Below are 20,960 nucleotides of genomic sequence, written 5' to 3'. Positions count from 1 at the left end.
CGGCCTGACACGCCGGGGGACGTGCTGCTCTCAAGGTGAGATAGAAAGTCCCGTCAGCTCCGCCAATACAACAAAGCCTTGTCAGAAATGACGAGGCTTTTTTGTATCTGTTGAATATGGATACTCATAAGCTCACCATCGAAATAGCGTATCTCGCGTTCAAATCCCTACCACTGTCACTTTGTTAATAATGGCCTTCCATCAACTATGACTTAAAAATAAAACAAACTATCAAATACTTTCATAGAAATGGAAGTAGCTAGCTAAATTTCATTAAAAGCGTTTTTAACTCAACAATATCTGTACTAGCCTGATATCTTATTTTATAAAATAAAAAGGCCATAAAAATCATGAGACATCTTATTTCGACGTTAGCAGTTATCACCGCCCTATCAGCCAGCTCGTTCGCTTCCGCTTCTGAATGGAGCTATTCAGGTCAGACAGCACCAGAACATTGGCATGGCACTTGTCAGACTGGAGTTAACCAATCTCCTATCAATATTACTGATGCTATTGAAAGTACATTAAGCCCAATTGCATTTAATTACGCTCAAGCAGGTAAAAACATCGTCAATAATGGACATACTGTTCAAGTTAGTTTTGATGGCAAGCAATCGATTCAAGTAGAAGGAAAGACATTTAATATTCTTCAATTACATTTTCATACCCCAAGTGAAAACCTAATCGCTGGTCATTCCTATCCATTAGAGATGCATTTAGTTCATTCAGATAAAGAGGGTAACCTTGCTGTTATCGGCGTGATGTTTAAAGAAGGAAACGCAAACACAGAGTTAGCGAAAATATGGCAAGAAATGCCAACCTCTGGCGAAGTAAACCTAACAAATAAATTAAACCTCATAAATTTACTTCCAACCGACCAAACTTACTATCGCTTTAATGGTTCATTAACAACTCCACCATGCAGTGAAGGAGTTACTTGGTTTGTAATGAAGAATCCAATTGCAATTTCATCACAACAATTAACTCAATTTAAAGCATTGTATGATGGCAATAACCGTCCAACACAAGAAATCAATGCACGTCCAGTCTTACAATAAGAACTAAAAACACACATTTCGCTTTAAACCTCACCAATATGAATAAATTTAAAGCGAACGGTTTTTTATTTCAAAAAGAATGCTTTACAAGAAGAACAGTTACGCCTATTATTCACGGCATTGGAGGGATGGCTGAGTGGTCGAAAGCACCGGTCTTGAAAACCGGCAACCGTTAATAGCGGTTCTAGGGTTCAAATCCCTATCCCTCCACCAAACATTAAGCCCTTGATTATTCAAGGGCTTTTCTCGTTTTGGGGCTGTATTAAGTCATCACATAGGATTGACTGAGACAATGTACCTTTTTCGTGCCCCAAACTCGACCTACTATACCCGCATTTGTTTGCCTAAGTCCTTACGTGATAATGGCTTTCCTTTTGACTTGAAAATTTCTTTACTCACTAAACGACGTGATGAAGCCGTCGATCGTAATTTCATCCTGGTTCCGCAACTTAGAAAGCTCATCGATGATGCTTTCCAAGAATGTAACCCTAGTACCTTCCGTGATAACGTTGATGTACTCGTCAACCAAGTACGAGATAGCTTTACTCTGCGCGATACAGTCCGCTTACCTGTTCGACAAGTGCGAACTATTAGTTCGCTTCAACCCCAAACAACTATAAATATTTCGGATCTTGCTGCTATACAACCAAAAACAATCATTACTCAACAAAAAGCACTTGAAGAGTTCATTGCTTCAAAGCAACACGCTAAAGTACGCCCTCTTACAATAGAACAACTCAACCAGCGTACAGCCCACTTCTTATCTGCATTAACTCTAGATTGTATTTCTCAAATCACTAGTGCCGATGCCGTTCGCTTTCGTGACCGCTTATATCAAGAAGGACGAAGCTATAAAACTAACAAAGACTACCTTGCATCCTGTCGTCAATTCTTCAAATGGTGTAAGCAAATGAACTACATCGCAGAAAACCCATTTCAAGATATTGCGGTTAAAGAACAAACAAAGAAGAAAACACAAGATGAAGAGCGTGAACGATGGTCTATAAAAGATTTACTTAAGCTGTACCGCTCAGCCGCTTTTCAAGCTAAGTCTGACGAGTTTAAATGGGTTACTGTAATTATGCTCTATCACGGGTTACGTCCAGCAGAAGCCTGTCAGTTACGTGTCGCTGATATTTGTAATAAAGAGGGTATCGAATGCTTTGTCGTTTCTGAAGATGGTGAGGGGCAACACATTAAAACTGCAAGTAGTTTGCGTTACGTTCCTATTCATCCCATTTTACTAGAAAAAGGATTTCTAGATTATGTGGCTAATCGTAAAGCTGCACGTTGTATTCAGCTCTTTAACTATAAGCCTGATGGGAAATGGCAAGACTGGTCAAAAAGTTACTGCCAGCAATTTGGACGCTTACAGACGGCAATAGGTATGCCTGCTAATGCTCGCCCAACGGCATATGGTTTTAGACATACATTCATTGATGAGTTAAAACAAAAAGGGATTGAAGAATCGCTGGTAGCACAAATAGTTGGGCATACACATCAAAGTATGACATTTGGCCGTTATGGTAAAAAGTACTCAATGGCGAAATTATCTGAGGTAATAGATCTTGTTACTTTCCCCCAGATTCATAATCCGAAACTCATCAGTTTCAAATAAGGTTCTATTGATTGAAAACAAAGCTATCTTAGGTTAATTTTCCTATTTTGCTGCCGTAAATTATTTTTGGACAAAACCGAACTAACCATGATAGCTAGTTCGTTGTTAAAAATTTCCGAACTATGACGTTCTAACGATAACAAACCTCCAAATGACTTTGCTCTGCTATGCGGTAAACATATCGTATTTACTCACTATTTTAATAAACTTTCTTATTGATACTTAACAACGTTAATCGGAAGGGAATTTAATATAAACATTCTTATATTATAACGCCCCCCCGCAATGACTCAATTTCTAGTAGCGACCAATTTTATCGGACGCTATTAATAATAGATATGAGTGTAAAAGTATAATTAAACTCATATCTTTATAATTACATTCTCACACCCAGCATCTAGAATTGATTTTGGATTCTGTTCAAAATCAAGATTGGCTTTTGTATAAGAAGGAACATTTTTAGACAAGAAATCACTTAATGACCTATCAGTAATGTATTTCCCAAATTTTACCGCACCTTTTCCTTCTAAATTAAATCCTTCATTTAAAAAGTGAGTCCATATACCATGTTCTAGTTCATGACAAGAGTATGAACTCTGCCCTGGCTGACAAGATAGAAAAGTACCAAAACTTGGATGTTCACTTTTAAATAACTGAAAATCTTCATTATTCAAATCTGTAATCAATGCTCTTTCTCTATCATTTATAAAGCTTTGAGCACAAGCATCGATAAAAACCAAACCTGACTTACACTTTGATTTTAATAATGGGTCAAGTAAAATTTTACGTAGAGAAACCGCTGTCTCTGTAATATTTGTGGTATAAGTATCATATGTTGTAAGGAAGTTCGTTGTTCCATCATGGAACCCATGACCGACATAATAGAAAACCAACCGATCTTTCTCCGATAAAGAATGAAATATATAACCAAGACCGTTCTCTAAATCACTTTTTAATGCGTCTTCGTTGAGATACATATAAATATTATGTTCTGAGACCTCAAATCTTTCTACTAGCATATCTTTAAATAGTAAAGCATCATTTTTAGCGTATTTAACAGATGGAACTTGATTGCAACCTCTTGGCTTATAATCTTCAATTCCTATAATAATAGCGACAGTAGTATCAAAATCAGCAATAGCTAATTGTTCCTTAACTTTTAAACTAGTATCTTCCTCAATTATCGTCTGAGAGTTTTCCCTTATGAATTTATCATTTCCTATCAACATATCTTCAGTTGATTTATCCACTTTAATAATGAATAAATTTTTCCCACACTCATGGGCCCAATCATAAGTAACCTTTGGTAAAGGAGAGATCATCATTAAAGCTTTGTTAGTAATTTCATCCATCCTGAAATCAGTACTCAAGCCTACAAATTTATTATCTGAAACGTTTTTTTGTATACCATAAACAAGTATCCCTCCTTCCGTATTTCCAAATGAAGAAATAATTTGAGCTACTTTATAAGGAGAAGGCGGTACTGCATCATATTCAAAATCAATAGATGTTTGTTTTTGGATGAATTCATCAAAATCATGCTCTTCGAATGAGAATTTATTTACGGGAATTCTATTGATTTTAGTTTCTTTGAGCAAATGACCAAGAGTGATTTTTTGAGGCACGTTAATACCATCCTCACACCAAAACTCAGCATCTACATATTCTAGAACATCAAACTCTGAAGTATAATAAAGAAGTACTGCATCATTGTCTGAAGGTCTAGCAACAATCGTTAGATCTTGACCACCTTTCTTTACTCCCCCTATAATACTCGGAGCAATTTCATAATGATCACTACAATCATATTCTGGAAACTTGTCTAAATACTGAATGATATTTTCAACAGCTCTTGATATTAGCGTTTCAGCATAAATAAGTCTTTTATAATCAGCTGTAGGGATATGAAAAAAATCTGGAGAGGTTCCATTATTAATTGCTATTTCAACCTCACTGAACGATTTTACAATCTCCTTGGGAAGAAATGATTGAATATCATTTAATTTTCTGGAGATAATATTATTATCCACTGCTATATTAGTCGATATATTAATACTCTCTTGTTCGAAATATTCTATTATTTCTTCAATATCAGAACACAAAATGAAGTTGAACTTTTTTTCGTGTCCCATCAAGTTAAAATATCTGCACAAAATACTAGGCAATTGCAAGAGGACTTTATTACTTCTCCATGGTTTGCTTACATATAGTTCATCCTCGTTAAGGTGAACATTAACATTTTTTGTAAAATTTATACCTTCATATCTAATTTTAAGAGACTCAGCTTCATAAAGTTTCAGTTCTAAAAGCTTAATGTCCAAACCAACCAAATAAGTCTGATTTTTATCATATTCACTTTCACTCTCGATCCAATCCTTTAGAAATGGAAGACCAAGTTCTAACTTTGAACGTAATGTTTCAGAAATATTAGACTCTTCGACATTTATTTTGAAGTCACGTTGCTCCAATATTTTAATGTTAAATGCTTTCAAAAATATAATAATACTTTGATGATTCTTATTAGCCGAATTTAGTGATATGAAATTAAATTGCTCTTGGAATATAGCATCGTTACCATCTAAAAAATAATGTATAGATTTACAATCTACAAATTCTTGATTGGTATTGAGTAATAAACCAAAACTAGACCAATCAGCTATAGTCTGAAGTTCTGAACTTCCCCAATTCACACAAGATTCAATTAGTTTTTCGTAAACTAGTTGAATTCTACTAGAATTAGTTGAAGTAATATTATTACTTTCGATAGAGTCTCTTGATATTTCACTCAATAAATACAAATAGTCAACTAGTTGAAGTTCAGTTTTAAAATTAAAGAAAGACTTCCAATCAGAAGATAGCTCTACACCATCAAATACAGGTAAATAATCTCCAGATATTTTTTTAATTCCATCCGTATTTAGAAATACGTTACATGATAGTTCACATTTTTTTGATAAAACTGGAATAATTCTTAATTTATTTACAGCCCATTGGACATAATTACCTACCTTATCCCCTGTTATCTGCCCTTGCATTCCTGAATTACCCCAAAAAGCAATAGTTGGTTTAGATAAATCTAGAACGGATATATTATTAATCACATCCTTCCAAAAGACCCTTGCCAACGAATAGTTATCAATTGTTTTATGAATATAGTTGAGAGTTGATATTTCTTTATATGAATCACTTATAAACGTTGAATAACATGGATTGAACTTTTTATCATCTTCCTCAAAGTATTCTTTTTTATATCCAATGCCAATTAAATCACTTTTATTCATCCGTTCTTTATGCTGAATATAAGTTATCCCATCAGAAACTTTTAGCAATTTAAAGAACCTTTTCCATTCATCCTTGTTAACAACACCGTCCATATAACTGTCGCTGATAAACACATCAGAATCTAACTCACCTTCTAAACTAACCCGTGGTGAATAATCGTTAGACAGAATACTATTTTTTGCAGAAATTAGATTTCCTTTTTTGGTTAGCAACTTCAAGCTAGACAACTGAGAAAGTAGTTCTGATTTTAGTTCCTCTTTATTATATAAATTAAAAAGATCTCTAATAGATTGGACTGCATTTTCTTTATTTATATAACTATCTGAGTGGGGAATTAAGGTTTTATGAATAAAACTGATATCTGTTTTCTCAACAACGCCAAGTTGCTCCATCCATACTCGCATATCTGGATGTAAAGTAAGCCATTCTTGTATTTTTTTATGTAGAAATGATAGCTCACTTTCGGAGTCGTCCCAACTATTATCATTAGAAGTAGGGAAGTATATTTCTGATGGTATATTTAATTTGTTTTGATGATCAAATATAAATGGAAATTTAATTAAAACTTTATTTGTAACACTAGTAACCGATTCTTTTTCACATAAGTATTTAAGATGTTTGATGAGTTTTATATTTTCATCGACTGAATAGTTGTGAGAAAAACTAGGCGACCTTAATAGTAGAGGTAAATCCTTCCATTCAAAGCTTTGCGCCCCAAGTGTTTTTAAAACACGTCCAAATCCCAAACTTCTAATTAAACTAAAACATTGAGAACCATTAATATTATTTAATTCACTTATAAAGGACTTAATTTTTTCTTCACCAATAAATGGTTTTTCAGATAGATATGTAAAATCAACTATAGAGTCCTTTACTTTAATCCGTTGATTGCTATTTGTAATAACAAAACAAACATTTTCTATTGATTCATCCATACCAACGTTAAAATTCTTACCCAATTCATCATTAGGCAATTTTTTTGGTATTAACCTATATGCTTGATATTGATATTTACCAACAACCAACTCTGAAATCCAGTTGAATATTTCACTAGCAATACGACCAAAGAGCCAGTGATTCCATTTTGAATCTACATGTAGGTGTTCACGGTTCGCATTAGTCAAAAAACTTGTATTAACTAGAACTGGAAACTTGTACTTTATTTCATCTGTGGGTAAATAAGAGTATACGACACTTTCACTATCTGACAGCTCTATTATTTCATCCTCATAAACTTTAGCAGCTAAGGTTAGCTCTATACTTTTAGCTAATAGTAATTTGTTGGGAATGTTTTTTTCATCAGCTAAAGCTAGTGTCAGTTCATTCGGTATATCTAGGTCAACTTTATTTATCAGCCACCTAGAAATAACACTTTTATTTTTTTTAAGTTCGATTTCATCATTTGATAAATAATTTATTTCAATTAGGTTGGTTTCATCTAATTCAAAGTTTATTTCAGATATATTCTTTAGGAATATAAACATGTTAACGTTATCAGATAGTTCCTGTACAGCCAAAAGAGTATCGGTGACATTATCAAGTACTATTATTGTCGCAACATTAGCATCGACTTTCTGTAAGTATTGATGAATAGGCTCCGATACAGACTCACACTCTGTATATATAGGGATTATTTGCCATGGATGAACAAATTGACGGTCGTTTAACCTCTCCCAATCTGCCTTGTTGGTATCCCAACTCCAATCAAACTCAAAAGATGCTTCAAATCGAAAATACTCGCTATTTGTATAAACTGTAACTTTTTCTGATTGACCAAATACTGATTTGAAGCCAATCCCCTTATATCCTGTTTTGCTTGCATCTGATTTTTTTGTTCCATTATTTACGTTACAAAGGCCTTTCACATCCCTTTCATCGAACGATTTACCTGAATGTGCTACAACTAGTACACCATCAAAAATTTTTATCCAAACCTTTACCTTACTTTCTTCTGTAGGTGAATCGTCTGCATTCTGTAACAATTCATACACAAATCTTTTGGAATCAGTGTATAAATCTGTTGAAAGTGCAACTAATGAACTAGCTTGATTAGTCGCTTGATCTGGCGTTGTGTAGTTTGTATTTTCGCAGAACAACTTTTCCACAATATTTTTTATAGACACGTTTAATCCTTTATATTGTTTTTCATTTTTATTTACAGAATACCACTTAGTTAAGGTCATATACTTTGGTTAGAGTGTTTTGTCTTACAATGCATTGTATCATTGATACTAGATTGGTAGCACTGCTGATATTTGTCTATTGACGTAGTTACTAACATTCATTCATTACTGTTTTCCCACCTAATAAACTGGTAAAGCCTTCAATTTGTTGCCATTTTTATATTAGGACAAATAGGCCATCGGTTCGTCCGATCTTTGCTATTGATAGGCTTAACTAAAGCATAAAGGGGCATTTTCGAGCTAGAAAGTGCCAATTGTAACGGTTCTGGACAGAAATAATTTGAACTAGTTTCTTAATTGAAAATTTATCGAATAACATTAGATATAGAAAACTGATACTTTTCATACTTCACCCCACAAGAAAAAGAAATCTTCTATTTGAATATGATCGTCACATGACAGCAGCTCTTTAGGTTCCTAGTAGGCTCAAATAAAGAATAGACACATTTCGGTGTCTATTCTCTAACTTATAATGCCTTTAATCGCTTGAGTATCTGCTCCCGCTCTTTGTTTAAAGCTTTGTCTGTAATATCTATTGCAGGCTGAAAGATATTCATATCCATTTCAAAATGATTAAACTCATTTAGAAGAGTTTTCTTTGACATGAAGAAGACGCGATGTTGTATTTTTTCGCGTTCACTTCCCTTAAATGAAGCGAAAATTATATTAGATAACATATCGTGTTTTTTTGTATTGATGGCATATGTTTCAACTAAAACTTTTTCAACATTTAGCCTCAAATATAGATATGTAAGTGTGTGTCTTAGTGTTTTTGATAGTAAAGGATAAGATCCAGACTTTAAAGGGCTAAATTTCATGTAGTCCCAACCAACAACTTCCTTCGCTGATACTTGATGAACTGCGCTTAGTACTCTGTCAGAAAATAACTTCTGATAAATATCTGTAACATTGATCATTTCATCACAGTAACCATGCATTAGCTGAGTTAACTTGTTCTTTTCTTCAACCAACCCCCTAATTTGACAAAATCCGCGCATAAACGGAACTAGAGATATCAGAAAGTGTTTTTCATCATCAATTTCTGTTTTTATACCTTCTCTTAAGAGGTTTAAGAATTCATAGATGTACAAGAGAATCGACATTTCTTGTGAGGTAATTGGAGTAAAACCGTTACTCTCACCAACTACGTTATTGAAATAGTATAAGTTTAAGCACTGTTTTTCCTGATGCTCTAATAGTTTAATTAAGTCTGTATTGTGCGTAAGGACTAGAGTCTTTTTGGAAGATAAGAAGCTTAAAATCGCATATGCTAGTTTGTTTTTGTAGATGGAATCAAAGCTCGATATCGGGTCATCAAGTACTATTAATTCACATGTCGAGTTTTTCGCTTTTAAGAGTTCAAATGCGAGTGAAAGAAAGTTCTGCTCACCATTACTTAGCTCAAGGTCTTGGCGATTTTTGTTTAGAAAATCTTTCCCTCCTAGCATAAGTCTAATATTGTTATTAGCATCACGCTCTAGTGAAATTTCACGCTCAAGAGATTCATTTAGAAACTGTTCGATGAACAATATGTCTTCACTTCCAAATGTTGGTTTATTCTTAAGTAACGCTTGATAGGCTTCATAGTCTTCTTGTAATGCGTAATTAATTGAAGCTGTGGTAAAGTCATGCTTGAGAAGTTGCCAGTACACTTCTTTATAGTTGTTAAATTCAACTACTAGCTCCTCAATAAAGGATTTATCAGATTTCTTTATAGCAGTTCTAACTCTATCTTTGATATTAAACGCATCAGGCTGAGATAGGTTCTTAATGATCTTTTCTGCAATTTCTTTTTCTTTTTCATCCATTTGATTGGATGTCTGTTCATATTGTTCATTTTTCTGAGCTAGTTTAGCTACTACATCAATAGGGTGGTCACAAACCAAACATTCATCTATATAGTTGAATTTATTTAGTATTATTACAGCTTCACTTTGCTCTTCAAGTTTGACTATGCTTTGTTCTTTATCATCAAGTTGGAAATTGTAGTTTGATAAAGCGCGAATGATCGAGTCATTATTAGCAAAATCCTCAATGAAAAATCTTAGTTTCGCTTCGTCATAGTCTGGCTTGTCTATTAAATGGTATCCATACACTGTATCAATGAAATTTTTACGATTTATCTTTTTACCTCTGGAGCGACTATTTGCTATGTCTGCTATAAAGCCTAATAAGTCTTTATCTAGAATAAGTTCATCAAAATTCGTACTCATTTTAGCTATTTGATAGTTTTTCTTGAGGATGCCAACAAGTTCTTTTTCTAACAGTGAATAAAAACTGTCATTCAGTTTTTGTTTAAGTTGATATTCCCTTTTAATATCATCACCAAGGATAAAATCCTGAGTCTCACCTTGAATTACGTTTCTGTCATTTTGGTCTGATATGATATGAGCTATCGGATCACTATTTTCGGTATGTTCTGTACCATCAATGTCAAGGGTATACTCTACGTCTTTGTCTTGATTTAAGACCTTGGATAAACTTGTTTTCCCTGTTCCATTAGGTCCATATAATACACATACTTTCTTACGCTCGAAATCTAACTCGTTGTTCTGCGTTAGTGCTAAATATTCGTCGGTAAAAATATTAGCTTTCTTGATTTTTGATACTTTAATTTTCATGAATTTTCTACTAAAATATTTTTTTGTAATGTAGCATAAACTTTGTTTTATATAGGGACTTTCGTCAAATAACCTAAAATCACTTCGCTATTATTAAAATAAATAGGATCAGGTCTTGATTCTTTCCTATTAGAGGTTTTGCTCTAGCATATAATAGCCCTCTCTAATTACTATTGGTCACCATATAGTTTGGCTATCAACAGGATAAGTGCAAGTAAGCGGAACTCATTCGATAAAAAAACATAACCTATACCATTGTTTTCAAATATTAAGTAGCTAGAGTTGAAGACTTTAGATCCATCGAGGACAAACTACTGATTGTATTGTTGAAACATTGTATAATGATGTAGGTTCTTAGGGAGTAACTTATGTTTATCGATAATCAAAAACCAGCTATTCGTGCTGGTGAATTTGTATTGCATTGTACTCAAGTAAAAGTATGGCAAGAAATACAAACAGGAATCCAGTTATCTGGCCACGGAACGATTAAAATAAACACAACTGGTTGTCTATATTTGGAATTCATATGTACCGAATCTAAGAACCTCCCGAAGTTGCTTTTTAACCACAAAATACCCGAAGATGCGTTACTTGAAGAACAAAAACTATTGCTTGAAGTAGAATCACTAGATGGCACCATTTTCATATCTAGTGGTTTTTCTATTACAGTAAACATGAACTCTAGCCGTTCTACGAGCTGTATGTATATATTTTTGTCGGAAATATCGAGCACTAGCAAGCCAAAAAACTATTCTGATAAACCAAATTATCTACACTTTGAGTTTTCAGAACACTTCGATATTCCTGCTAATAAAATGAACTCAGAATCTTCAACATTAGGTTCAAGTTCGTCAAGCTGGAATGAAACAGTTATTGAATCTAATAATATGTCCATTTCTATGGTAAAAAATGATGGCTATGTATCAGTCAATGCGGTTGGTGACTTTGATACTAATCTTGTATTAGAGTGCTTGCAGTTCTATATTGGATTCAGTGGAGGGGTAATGCCTCAACCCTACATCACGATAAAAAGAAATGGCGCTGAAAAAACGACGACAATTCATAGCATTAACAATAGTTACAAACACAAACGGTCATCAAACCCTATGGTAGGATCCGTTGTCGAAAAAGAGTATCAAGAAAGCCATTATCTGTTGTTTAAATCGATGCTCGATCTAAGAGCAACCAAGCCAAAAGTTTATGAAAGCATTTACTCTCAATGGAATCAAGTCTGGCACAGTTTTCAGTCAAATAATGCTATAACATCACTAACTTTATCAGTGGCTATAGAAGGTTTGTTGAATGACATTTTTATTCCTGCCATCAAGAAAAATATCAAAGATGAAGCGTTAGAAAAAGATATCAAACAAATTAAGGCATTAGTATCTAATTTGGACATATCACAGAAGCATAAAGAACGACTATTATCTAGTGTCTCATATTGGAAAAATACCACTGCCGCAAAAGCTCTAGAATACTTGGTTAATGAAGGGATTATCACTATCGATGAAAAGAAGCTGTGGACGAAACTGAGAAATGAATGCGCTCACCCTAAAGTAAGGGATGATAGTTTAGCCTCTCAACAAATTGACAGAGATAGAGTATTGTCATGCTTAAATCTCTTCCATAACTTAATTTTCAATGTTTTAGGACATTCAGGGCCTCGCTTTTACTTTCGTATCGGTAATAAGTCGAATACATTTGATATGATAGAGCATAAGGAAGTCCTATCTACTACGTCAGTGTAAGCTTGTAATTGTAATAACGCATTATATTGGATGCTCCTCTTTGGATATTTTGTTATTCGCTGAAAAATCAGCTTACTTTCATCAATACACTACGAAATTATAATGCGTTTTGAGTAATTCTGAGTCACAAGCTTTACTTGAACGTCTATTTATAAATTGTTATACGCTGTAAATCTTGCTGTTAAAGTTATCCCTGAACCATAACCCTACGAATGAATAGCCTCAACCAGAGCAGTACCGTTACATACCCCAGATTAGATTTAAAATTCATCGTCTTAGTTAAGGTTCCAAAACACTTTGGATAATTTACAGCATACATTATGCAGTAGTAAATAAGCCAAGTGAGTAACATTAAGCTAACGCTTATTAGCCTAACAAACGTTAGCTTAACGCATCTAACATAATATTTAGAATCTGCTATCTCCAGAGGGTCATAGTTCTGGACACTATTAATATTAAACTCAAGTTCACTGTTTTGAGTTCCGATTTCACTGCCACTTTCGCACCTATCAATGGACTTACATCACAAAATAAAAAATATATTTTCTTCCCTAAGAAAGAGACTTCCCCAAAATAACTAGATCTCCAACTCAATTGATAAATATGCGAGAATTTGATTTTTACTTGTGATAAGTATACAAAAAACGCACAGTAAGTCATTAATTTTAGATAAGTTTTAGGATAACCGAGTACATTGACGGAAATCTAAATATATCGTAGTTTGCCATCGAGAAGCAGCATTTAAGCTGCCATATGGATAAATTATGACTATAAAAACAATTAATAATTACTTAGATGATTACCTCGCAGAAAGGCGTTTTAGCGTATCTCCATCAACGCTAAGGTCAGAAGCAAGCAAAACAAACAATGTAAGAAAATCTCTCGGTAAACGAATGATCAATTCTGTGCTTCATAGCGATCTTCGTCAACTAATTATGAAATGGCACAAACGTTTTTCAAATAAAACTATCAATGGTCATTTAACGATTCTTCGAGCCATTTTTGTTCGAGCGATGCTTGATGGAATAATTGTTCGTAACCCAATGGAAGGAATTGATAACCTCAAAAACTCCCATAATGAACCGAATCCATTTACTAAAACAGAGATAGCACTCATGTATGAGTGCAGTAACGTATGTGAGCAAGGTAAGAATGCAACCTTATTCAACTTACTTACGGGTTTACGAATTGGCGAGTTAATTGCAACGTCATGGGATGATATTGATTGGAAACGCAATGTTATTTATGTACGACGTGCTCGTGTATTGAACAGTTATAAAGTACCTAAAACATCAGGATCTGTACGTGCTGTTGAGCTTAATCCACTCGCTGTCGATATTCTGAAAAAGCAGTTGTTACTTACAGGGAAACGTCGTCGAAAAACTGTTGATGTTTTACAGCGAGACAATAAAACGTATCAGAAAGAATCTATCGCGTTTATTTTCATTAACAGTAAAACACGTCAACCATTTCTTAATGCTAAGCAGTTCGGTAAAACTTTTTTCAATCCATTTTTAGAAACTACTGGTATCGCACATCGAGGTTCAGGTCAGCTTCGACACACATTTGCTTCGCAGTGTTTAACCGCTGGTATTAGTAAGGAATGGATTAGCCAGCAAATGGGACATACTGGCACTAACATGGTTGATATGCATTACGGGAAATGGCTGCGTGAAGATGCTCCAGATTGTGCTCTTTTAGCCTCTCAACATTTGCAAGATGCATTCGGAATGCCTGTAGTGAAGCGTACTGTTTCGCTTCCAGCGGTGCCTGATACGGCTTTCTCTATGCTTGGTAAGCTAACGAAAAAACCGCATCTAATGCAGTTGATTCAGGCGATGTTGGAGGATGCGTAATGGGGGTCTTTTCGCTTGAGAACAATTCAAAAGTCGCGCATTTGATAAATGTGACGACAACGCAACCCGCTGCGCTTGCGTCACACTTTTGCTTCGCAAAAGATGCACGCAAGCTGCGGGCAAGAGGAGTACCTCTTGACTCCCTGGCTAGCTCCCCACGGGAGCTAGCATGAAATCGATCCGCTTCTTTCATCGCAGATACAATTTCACATCAAATCAGAAAGACCGCTCTCGTTGTGATCAGTCACTGAAGCACTCTCTTCGCCTCGCAACAGAAGCAAAACCGACGAAGCAATTTGAATGGAATGATCGCTTATCCGATACAAATCTATTATGGCGTAATGGTGAAACGTTTCCGTTGCACTCACTTAGTGATGAGAACAAAGAACAATTACTTTTTACAACCGCGCCAGCGCCACTAATTCGTGATTACACAAAAATACAAACGAAGCATCGGCAGTACCGTAAGAAACTGAAAACAGCAATCGCAGCTGAATACAAGAATGGTAACGAGGCAGCTGCTGCGTTTCTAGAAGAAATCCTTGAGTCATCAGGGCATGTCTCGTATAGCAATATTGAAAAGTTCAAAACGATGGTGATGTCGCGGAAAACACAACGAGTCAAAATGTTAGAGACTTATCTTGATGCGCACAACCAAACGCAAAGTCGCCCTAACCTAAATTGCACATTTATCCAAGAGGGAATATTTAAGATCCCCCACAAATGGAAAGTGACCAATGAGCAAGTTTCGTTGCAAGAATATATGACGTTCACGGTGAGTTTCTTAACACATTATTTTCCTGATTATCCTATTCAATTAGTGATTGGACACGATGATGAGCGTGACATTGATGAAAATACAGGAGCACATACGCACTACTTTTTGTCAGGAAGGAACAAAAACACGGGGGAATTTGACTTATTAAGAAGCCAAAAGATCGTAGTTAATCAATACATCGAAAAGGTTGGTTTGAACGATAAAGTGCTCCCCGTTAATGACGATTTATCTAAAGAGCAAACACGGTTTTTTGGAGAGATGTTTCAGAAAATGGTGTTTGAGTATGCTAACGAGCACCTTTTTAGCAAAAAAGGATTAATCGCAGAACTTGCTCCAGAATCAGAACGTAGATCTAAACAGCGTCAAAAAATGAATCAGGAAGCCAAACTACCGAAATCAGAGAGGGAGTTCAATTTCCATAATCTAATGATTAAAAAGAAAAAAGAACAATTATTAGAACTAAATTATCAAGTAACTAATACAGCGAGTCGACTTGATGAAAAAAACACTCAGCTCAATATCATGCTTGGTGAATTGCTGATGCTAAAAGAAGAACAGCTCAATATTCAACAAGAAAACTATGCGCTATCAGATCAAGTACAGGTGTTACGTGCCGAGAAACAAACGCTTCTAATAACGTTACGTACATTTAATGATGAGTTAATGAACAAACTAACAATGTTCTGTACCCATTTTTTTATGGCGTTACATACAAAAGATCTTGGTTATCAGCATAAAGCAATGCGCTTTCTTGACGATGCTATGAGCACACTTTGGGAATTACCTGACCCATTGAAAATCAAAGCTGAAGAATTAATAAGTAAATTATCCTCTTCCAGAAAAGAAGATAATTTCAGAAAAGAGCGATAGCTATCTATGTCGCATTAATCCCCCTATTTGTTTGTTAGTAATGTTTGTTACTAACAAACATTACTAACAAACAAACTCCAATAACTATAAAAACAATCATGGTGAAAAAATGGCTAGACCAAAATCCTATACTCAAAATGATATTATCAACGCAGCGAATCAGTTAATTGAAAAAGGAACTGAAATTTCGGGATGGCAACTCAGAGAAATCATAGGACATGGACGATGTGATACGTTATATAAAGATCTAAAACAATTGATTGAACAAGGACATATAAATCTACCTGACAAGTCTAGTATTGAAGTACCACAACCAGCAATAGCTGTACTTGAAGACCCTAAAGTATTGCCTCTACCCATCGAGATCCAGGAGTCACTTAAACTAATTGAAGGGCAATTATCTTCATTACTTTTTGCTCTCGTCACTAAACTCAATGCATCAACGGATACTCACTACGAGCACCTAACACGCGCTCGACTTCTTGAGTCAAAAACAATTGCCGAGGAAGCCGTCAAAAAACTTGTGGCAGCCGAGGAGAATCTTCTCATAACTGAAGATCGCGTGAAGGTTCAAGTCGAATTAAATGAACAGTTAGAGCAGGATAATATCGCATTAGAAGAAGAACTAGGTACAGCAGAACAACAGTGTACGGAACATCTTGCGACGTTAAAATCAATGAGGAATGAGAATGCATCTCTGCTCAGTGAATTGGAGATTGGTCGACAAAATGAAGTTCTGCAAAATGAACAGGTTCTGGCTCTCACTAAACAAAATACAGTATTAGAAACGCAGTGGAATAACTGTCGAACTGAGGTAGAAAAACAAATTGAAACGGAATCTCGGTTACTTGTTGAATTAGATCATGTTAGACAACAGCTCACTATTTTATCAACTAAGTATGAAGGAATAACTCAAGCAGAAGCCAAAGCACAAGCGAAGCTTGAAAGCGCTATAGCAGAAGTAGCTGAGTCAAAAAAGTTAGAAGCAGTTCTGTCAGAAAAGATAAGGCACTTAAAGAAGCATCAGCGCATCATGCCAAAGCAACCGATAACTCAGGATTAACTGTAGTGGACTAGTAATTCAGGTTGAATTTTAGCTAAATATTCATTTATGGGAATTGTAAGATTACTGTATAACTTTCTTTTTAAATCAGTATTATGCTCGAAATGTATATATACAAAAACGGCGTAACTCTCTTTTGAAATCTGTATTGCGCCCGAAATGTGTATACACAAAAACGGCGTAACTCTCTTTTGAAATCTGTATTACGCCTGAAATGTGTATACATAATTACACTACACTATAATACATCCACATTTTTGGCCGCTTTGAAAAGAGATACTGAAGGCAATATTTGGAGTGCGATACTGCGCCTTATGATCAAGGCTAATAAACTGGCCCAGACTAAACCATCAACTATTGCTTTCTGTGCAGTGGCGAATCGCTGCCAGTTTATGTGGGACTTTAATTCCTTAAACTGAAGCTCCACCTGCCAGCGGCATCGATAAATATCCATAATGTCGTCCGCAGAGTAGCTTTCAGAAGGAAGATTGGTAAGCCAAATACAAAATCTTTTTTCTTGGAAAACCAGCGCCTTACGACTAGAAACTCTTGCTTTCCTCGGCGGACTTTTAATTCAGGACTTCTGAACGATTGGTGCGACGTGTAATGTCTTTGAGCTTTTTATCTACCAGTTTAGGCATCTCTCGCCCTTTACTATTTCTGGCCTCAATAACGCTTGGGTTGAGTGACTTGGCTCCTCGAAAAATATAAAAACCGCCGCATTGCTCAAGCTCGGAAAAATAATCGAAATCTGGGTAGCCCGCATCTGCAAGGAGCAATTTATTGATCATTGTTGAGGGTGAGGAAAGAAAAATCCTCTCCGACGCAGTATCAGCACTAATCGTCATTTCTTTAGGCATACAAGTCTTGAGTGACATCGTCATATGGCACTCAATCGCAGCAGGGTTACGTTTGAAACGACTTGGGTAAATGTAGGCTAAATCTTTATGCACATGAAAAGAACAGCCGTCCTGAAGTAATACATCATCGAAACAAGAAAGCTTGTCAGGTAACTGAGAGCACAGTTGTCGAGTGAACTGAGCCATAGCAAATTGCACTAACTGACGCATGAAATGAGGGAACTCCTCTTTTCTAAGCTGATTGTGAAAGAGCTTGTAAGCCACATTATCTCTGTCACATAAGCACATCCCATTGAACTCCCTTAGCAAATCTGCAATTGAAGCACAGTTCCCTTTGGTCAGGGCTAATGGCGCGGGAACGCTGAATAAACCCAGTGCTTTTCCCTGTCTTTTGAAGGGCGTCAGAGCTAAAGAATTTCATCAACATAATCATTGTCGGCTTTTTTGTTGGTTTTGTTTTTTGTTTGGCGACAATTATCAGATCATAAAAAAGGCCTTTTTTTCTACCTAAATAAATTAGCTCTTAAGATCCTGTCTATGATCAATACTTAAATTGTTAGCATAATGTAAAATGATAGAGCTTAAATTTCCGATGGCTTCTTTGTAGCTACTTATGACTAGGTGTTCTTATCAATCTGTGAATAAGAACTGGCGATGATTCGTGATAAAAAGCTGAACATTTCCATGTTCAGCTTTTTATATTCTAATCAAGTACCCATTCAGATATTAAAACGAATCCTTATCCGAACGGCATTGACCTCGCTTAAACAGTTCTGTTTAGTCATTAAGTACTAACGGGAAAGTTATTAATACTTAAGTCGTTGATATGATGTGAAATGATAGGACTTAAATTTCCGATAACTTCTTTGTAGGTAGTTAACTTATATTAAAACCGTACGAAGATAGAGAATCTTGAATTTTTTTCAAATTGTATTCTTTTTTTCTACGATAATGCTTTATAAAGAAAAAGATGCTTTGGATTAAAATTGGGAAACCTATTATTAAAAGAGAGAGGGGTAAAGCTATAATCATTCCAAATAAGGCAATTTTAAGGCAGGAAGTAGACTCTCTATCGATACATGATACTTCCGAAAAATCTATAATTTTTCTGCTATTAACTACGAGTGCTAATAGAATATAAGAATCGTAGAATTTTTTTAGGTATAGTTCTACATTCTCACCCACTAAGAGAAACGAATCACATGTGTTATATGCCAATACATTATTTAACATGATATATTCATTATTCTCATCGATAAGTTTGATATAGGCATATTTACTAGATGTTTGATCAAATTCTTTTTGACCCAACATATCTATTCTTCCTTTGTATACTTTTACTGCCATGATCAGCATTTACCCGCTGCTTTTAATAGCACATTACAATTAGCACTAGAGGGAGTTCTTTTTCCATCTGTTGCAGAACAAATAGCATCACTTGTAACCAAGACACCACCAGTGTAATAACACTGGAAACGACGACCTTTATATATTGCATCAAACTCAACTTTCATTAAATCTGCGGTTCGATTTTCAATTCGAATCTTATCTGCGCTTGTCCCTAACGCAAATGCAGCCTTTCTCTGAATACTTGTATTATCCCGCGTATTATTATCAATAACGCTACACCCAGATAGAATGCCTGTCATTAATAAAAATAAAGTATATTTCGTATGCTTCATTGCTCTATAAACCCTTTTTTATAAACACATTTGCACCCATATGGGTGCAATTTAAGGCGATAATATCTGCGATAGTGATTGCACACAAATAGGAGCAATCATAAATATGATAGAGATCACAGTTCGTAAAAACATTACTGGTTCTAGAATAAAAAGTATCAGACTATCAAAAAAATTATCACAGCAGGATGTTGATCGTATTGCTTCACTACAGGGTATCGATCTCACTCGTAGTAGGTTGGCAAAAATTGAAACAGGCATGATACGAGTTACAGATGAAACTTTGCGTGATCTTTCTATTGTATTTAATGTTAATGTTAGTGAGTTTTTTGAGTAAAAAATCTTTTGGTGAGTATAGCGGTTAAGTAACTGGATTATTTAAATCCTGAAACTATTCAATTTGACAGTTCCTTTCAGCCTTCTAATAACACGAATAAGCTTGAACATGTGATTAAGCGTCGTTATCAGTCAAAGCAAGTATTAATGAATTTCCGATTTCGGATATTGATTACACTCTTGAAGTTTGTTGCAAACAGCATGGATTCATTGAATATGGTTAAGCTAACGTTTGTTAGGCTATTAAACGTTAGCTTAATTTTAGTAACTTCGTATGTTTTTTCTACACCACAATATACGAAGCTATGACAAGTCCCCAGTTTCGATCCTAGCGATCATATCTAGAATTTTATCTTTACCACCGAAGGTTTTAAGAACCGCCAATGGACTTAAGCCACCCAGCGGTATTTTATTGCTCTTTAGCCACTCTTCACATAATGCTTCATCATTAAAAAGAACCATTAGCCGCGACTTTATTTCGTTATCTATTTTGTTAATCATCATATGTAACCTCCAATAACATGTCTTGTAGACGAACTTAAGGCATATTCATTTATAACTGAAGGAAAAGAGTATTTGCTTAGTTCATCTGTATATAACTACTCTTTTAACTACCCCATGTACATTTCAAAGTTATTATGTATATGTATCATGATATGTTTTACAACATTCTCAAAAATATAATTATCATCAAGATGGTAATTACTTGTTTTACCAAGATATGTATCTAATAAAGCGCCAACAGTTATAGATACTGCATCCATATGTATCGGTACTTTTTTTTCATAGCATTTTAACGTTTGTCTTTGTACTTCTTGAAAGACTTCCTTTCGGAATTCTTTTGTTTTTGAAGTTGATAGGACAACATTTTCAATGTTCCGTAATTGAATCGCTAGAAAATTATTTTTATTATCCATACTAATTTCATTAGCTTTACATATGGCATGTTCGTTATGTGTTTGATAACGAGATAATGAAATAATTTTAGAGTTAATTATTGAATAG

At 35.0% G+C, this 20,960-nt stretch carries 13 protein-coding genes, 1 tRNA gene and 1 pseudogene; 8 read left to right on the top strand and 7 right to left on the bottom strand.

All coding sequences use genetic code 11. From position 1 onward, the window contains the following. Window positions 1–350 precede the first annotated feature (350 nt). The 3 genes from Q1K78_RS14605 to Q1K78_RS14595 all read left to right on the top strand — a co-directional run bounded on the left by Q1K78_RS14605 (window position 351) and on the right by Q1K78_RS14595 (window position 2,676). A complete protein-coding gene (locus Q1K78_RS14605) occupies window positions 351–1,058 on the top strand; it encodes a carbonic anhydrase (protein WP_300180366.1) in 708 nt (235 codons plus the stop codon). 122 nt (window positions 1,059–1,180) lie between these two features. Beyond that, window positions 1,181–1,271 (top strand) — tRNA-Ser (locus tag Q1K78_RS14600). Between the two features lie 79 nt (window positions 1,272–1,350). Continuing rightward, on the top strand, window positions 1,351–2,676 hold the full coding sequence (locus Q1K78_RS14595) for a tyrosine-type recombinase/integrase (protein ID WP_300180363.1): 1,326 nt from the start codon (window positions 1,351–1,353) through the stop codon (window positions 2,674–2,676). A 362-nt stretch (window positions 2,677–3,038) separates the two neighbouring features. Here the strand turns inward: Q1K78_RS14595 and Q1K78_RS14590 are convergent, their stop codons facing one another. Further along, a complete protein-coding gene (locus tag Q1K78_RS14590; protein ID WP_300180360.1) occupies window positions 3,039–8,081 on the bottom strand; it encodes an RNA-binding domain-containing protein in 5,043 nt (1,680 codons plus the stop codon). A 527-nt stretch (window positions 8,082–8,608) separates the two neighbouring features. Further along, the gene (locus Q1K78_RS14585; protein ID WP_300180357.1) at window positions 8,609–10,762 is read right to left on the bottom strand and encodes a hypothetical protein; all 2,154 of its coding nucleotides are present in this window, start codon (window positions 10,760–10,762) and stop codon (window positions 8,609–8,611) included. 368 nt (window positions 10,763–11,130) lie between these two features. Here Q1K78_RS14585 and Q1K78_RS14580 point away from each other — a divergent pair, with 368 nt between their 5' ends. From Q1K78_RS14580 to Q1K78_RS14565, 4 genes are all read left to right on the top strand, one after another. Beyond that, window positions 11,131–12,510 (top strand): hypothetical protein, encoded by a 1,380-nt coding sequence (locus Q1K78_RS14580; protein WP_300180354.1) that lies wholly within the window; start codon window positions 11,131–11,133, stop codon window positions 12,508–12,510. 764 nt (window positions 12,511–13,274) lie between these two features. Beyond that, window positions 13,275–14,366 (top strand): tyrosine-type recombinase/integrase, encoded by a 1,092-nt coding sequence (locus Q1K78_RS14575; protein WP_300180351.1) that lies wholly within the window; start codon window positions 13,275–13,277, stop codon window positions 14,364–14,366. Window positions 14,367–14,535: 169 nt separating this feature from the next. After that, window positions 14,536–16,014, top strand: a complete 1,479-nt coding sequence (locus Q1K78_RS14570; RefSeq protein WP_300180348.1) for a hypothetical protein — start codon at window positions 14,536–14,538, stop codon at window positions 16,012–16,014. Between the two features lie 109 nt (window positions 16,015–16,123). Next, entirely contained in the window at window positions 16,124–17,077 is a 954-nt protein-coding gene (locus tag Q1K78_RS14565) for a hypothetical protein (RefSeq protein ID WP_300180345.1), read from the top strand. A gap of 244 nt (window positions 17,078–17,321) precedes the next feature. On the opposite strand, the pseudogene Q1K78_RS14560 reads toward Q1K78_RS14565, so the two are convergent. The 3 genes and pseudogenes from Q1K78_RS14560 to Q1K78_RS14550 all read right to left on the bottom strand — a co-directional run. Further along, window positions 17,322–18,370: pseudogene (locus tag Q1K78_RS14560) on the bottom strand (IS4 family transposase); the annotation flags it as partial. 443 nt (window positions 18,371–18,813) lie between these two features. Continuing rightward, a complete protein-coding gene (locus tag Q1K78_RS14555; RefSeq protein WP_300180342.1) occupies window positions 18,814–19,284 on the bottom strand; it encodes a hypothetical protein in 471 nt (156 codons plus the stop codon). A 2-nt stretch (window positions 19,285–19,286) separates the two neighbouring features. Continuing rightward, window positions 19,287–19,619 carry a hypothetical protein gene (locus Q1K78_RS14550; RefSeq protein ID WP_300180339.1) on the bottom strand — a complete coding sequence of 111 codons (333 nt, stop codon included), beginning with the start codon at window positions 19,617–19,619 and terminating at the stop codon, window positions 19,287–19,289. A 106-nt stretch (window positions 19,620–19,725) separates the two neighbouring features. Between Q1K78_RS14550 and Q1K78_RS14545 the strand changes: the two genes are divergently transcribed. Then, window positions 19,726–19,956, top strand: coding sequence for a helix-turn-helix transcriptional regulator (locus tag Q1K78_RS14545; RefSeq protein ID WP_300180336.1), 231 nt, complete (start codon window positions 19,726–19,728; stop codon window positions 19,954–19,956). 302 nt (window positions 19,957–20,258) lie between these two features. Here Q1K78_RS14545 and Q1K78_RS14540 read toward each other — a convergent pair whose 3' ends face one another. Together Q1K78_RS14540 and Q1K78_RS14535 are read right to left on the bottom strand one after the other, a co-directional pair. After that, window positions 20,259–20,459 carry an MbcA/ParS/Xre antitoxin family protein gene (locus Q1K78_RS14540; RefSeq protein ID WP_300180333.1) on the bottom strand — a complete coding sequence of 67 codons (201 nt, stop codon included), beginning with the start codon at window positions 20,457–20,459 and terminating at the stop codon, window positions 20,259–20,261. A gap of 107 nt (window positions 20,460–20,566) precedes the next feature. Further along, a partial coding sequence (locus Q1K78_RS14535) for a hypothetical protein (protein ID WP_300180330.1) occupies window positions 20,567–20,960 on the bottom strand: 394 nt, incomplete at its 5' end.

It is taken from the genome of uncultured Aliivibrio sp. (assembly GCF_946479765.1).
Classification (GTDB): domain Bacteria; phylum Pseudomonadota; class Gammaproteobacteria; order Enterobacterales; family Vibrionaceae; genus Aliivibrio.
This window is presented reverse-complemented; position numbering and strand designations above follow the sequence as displayed.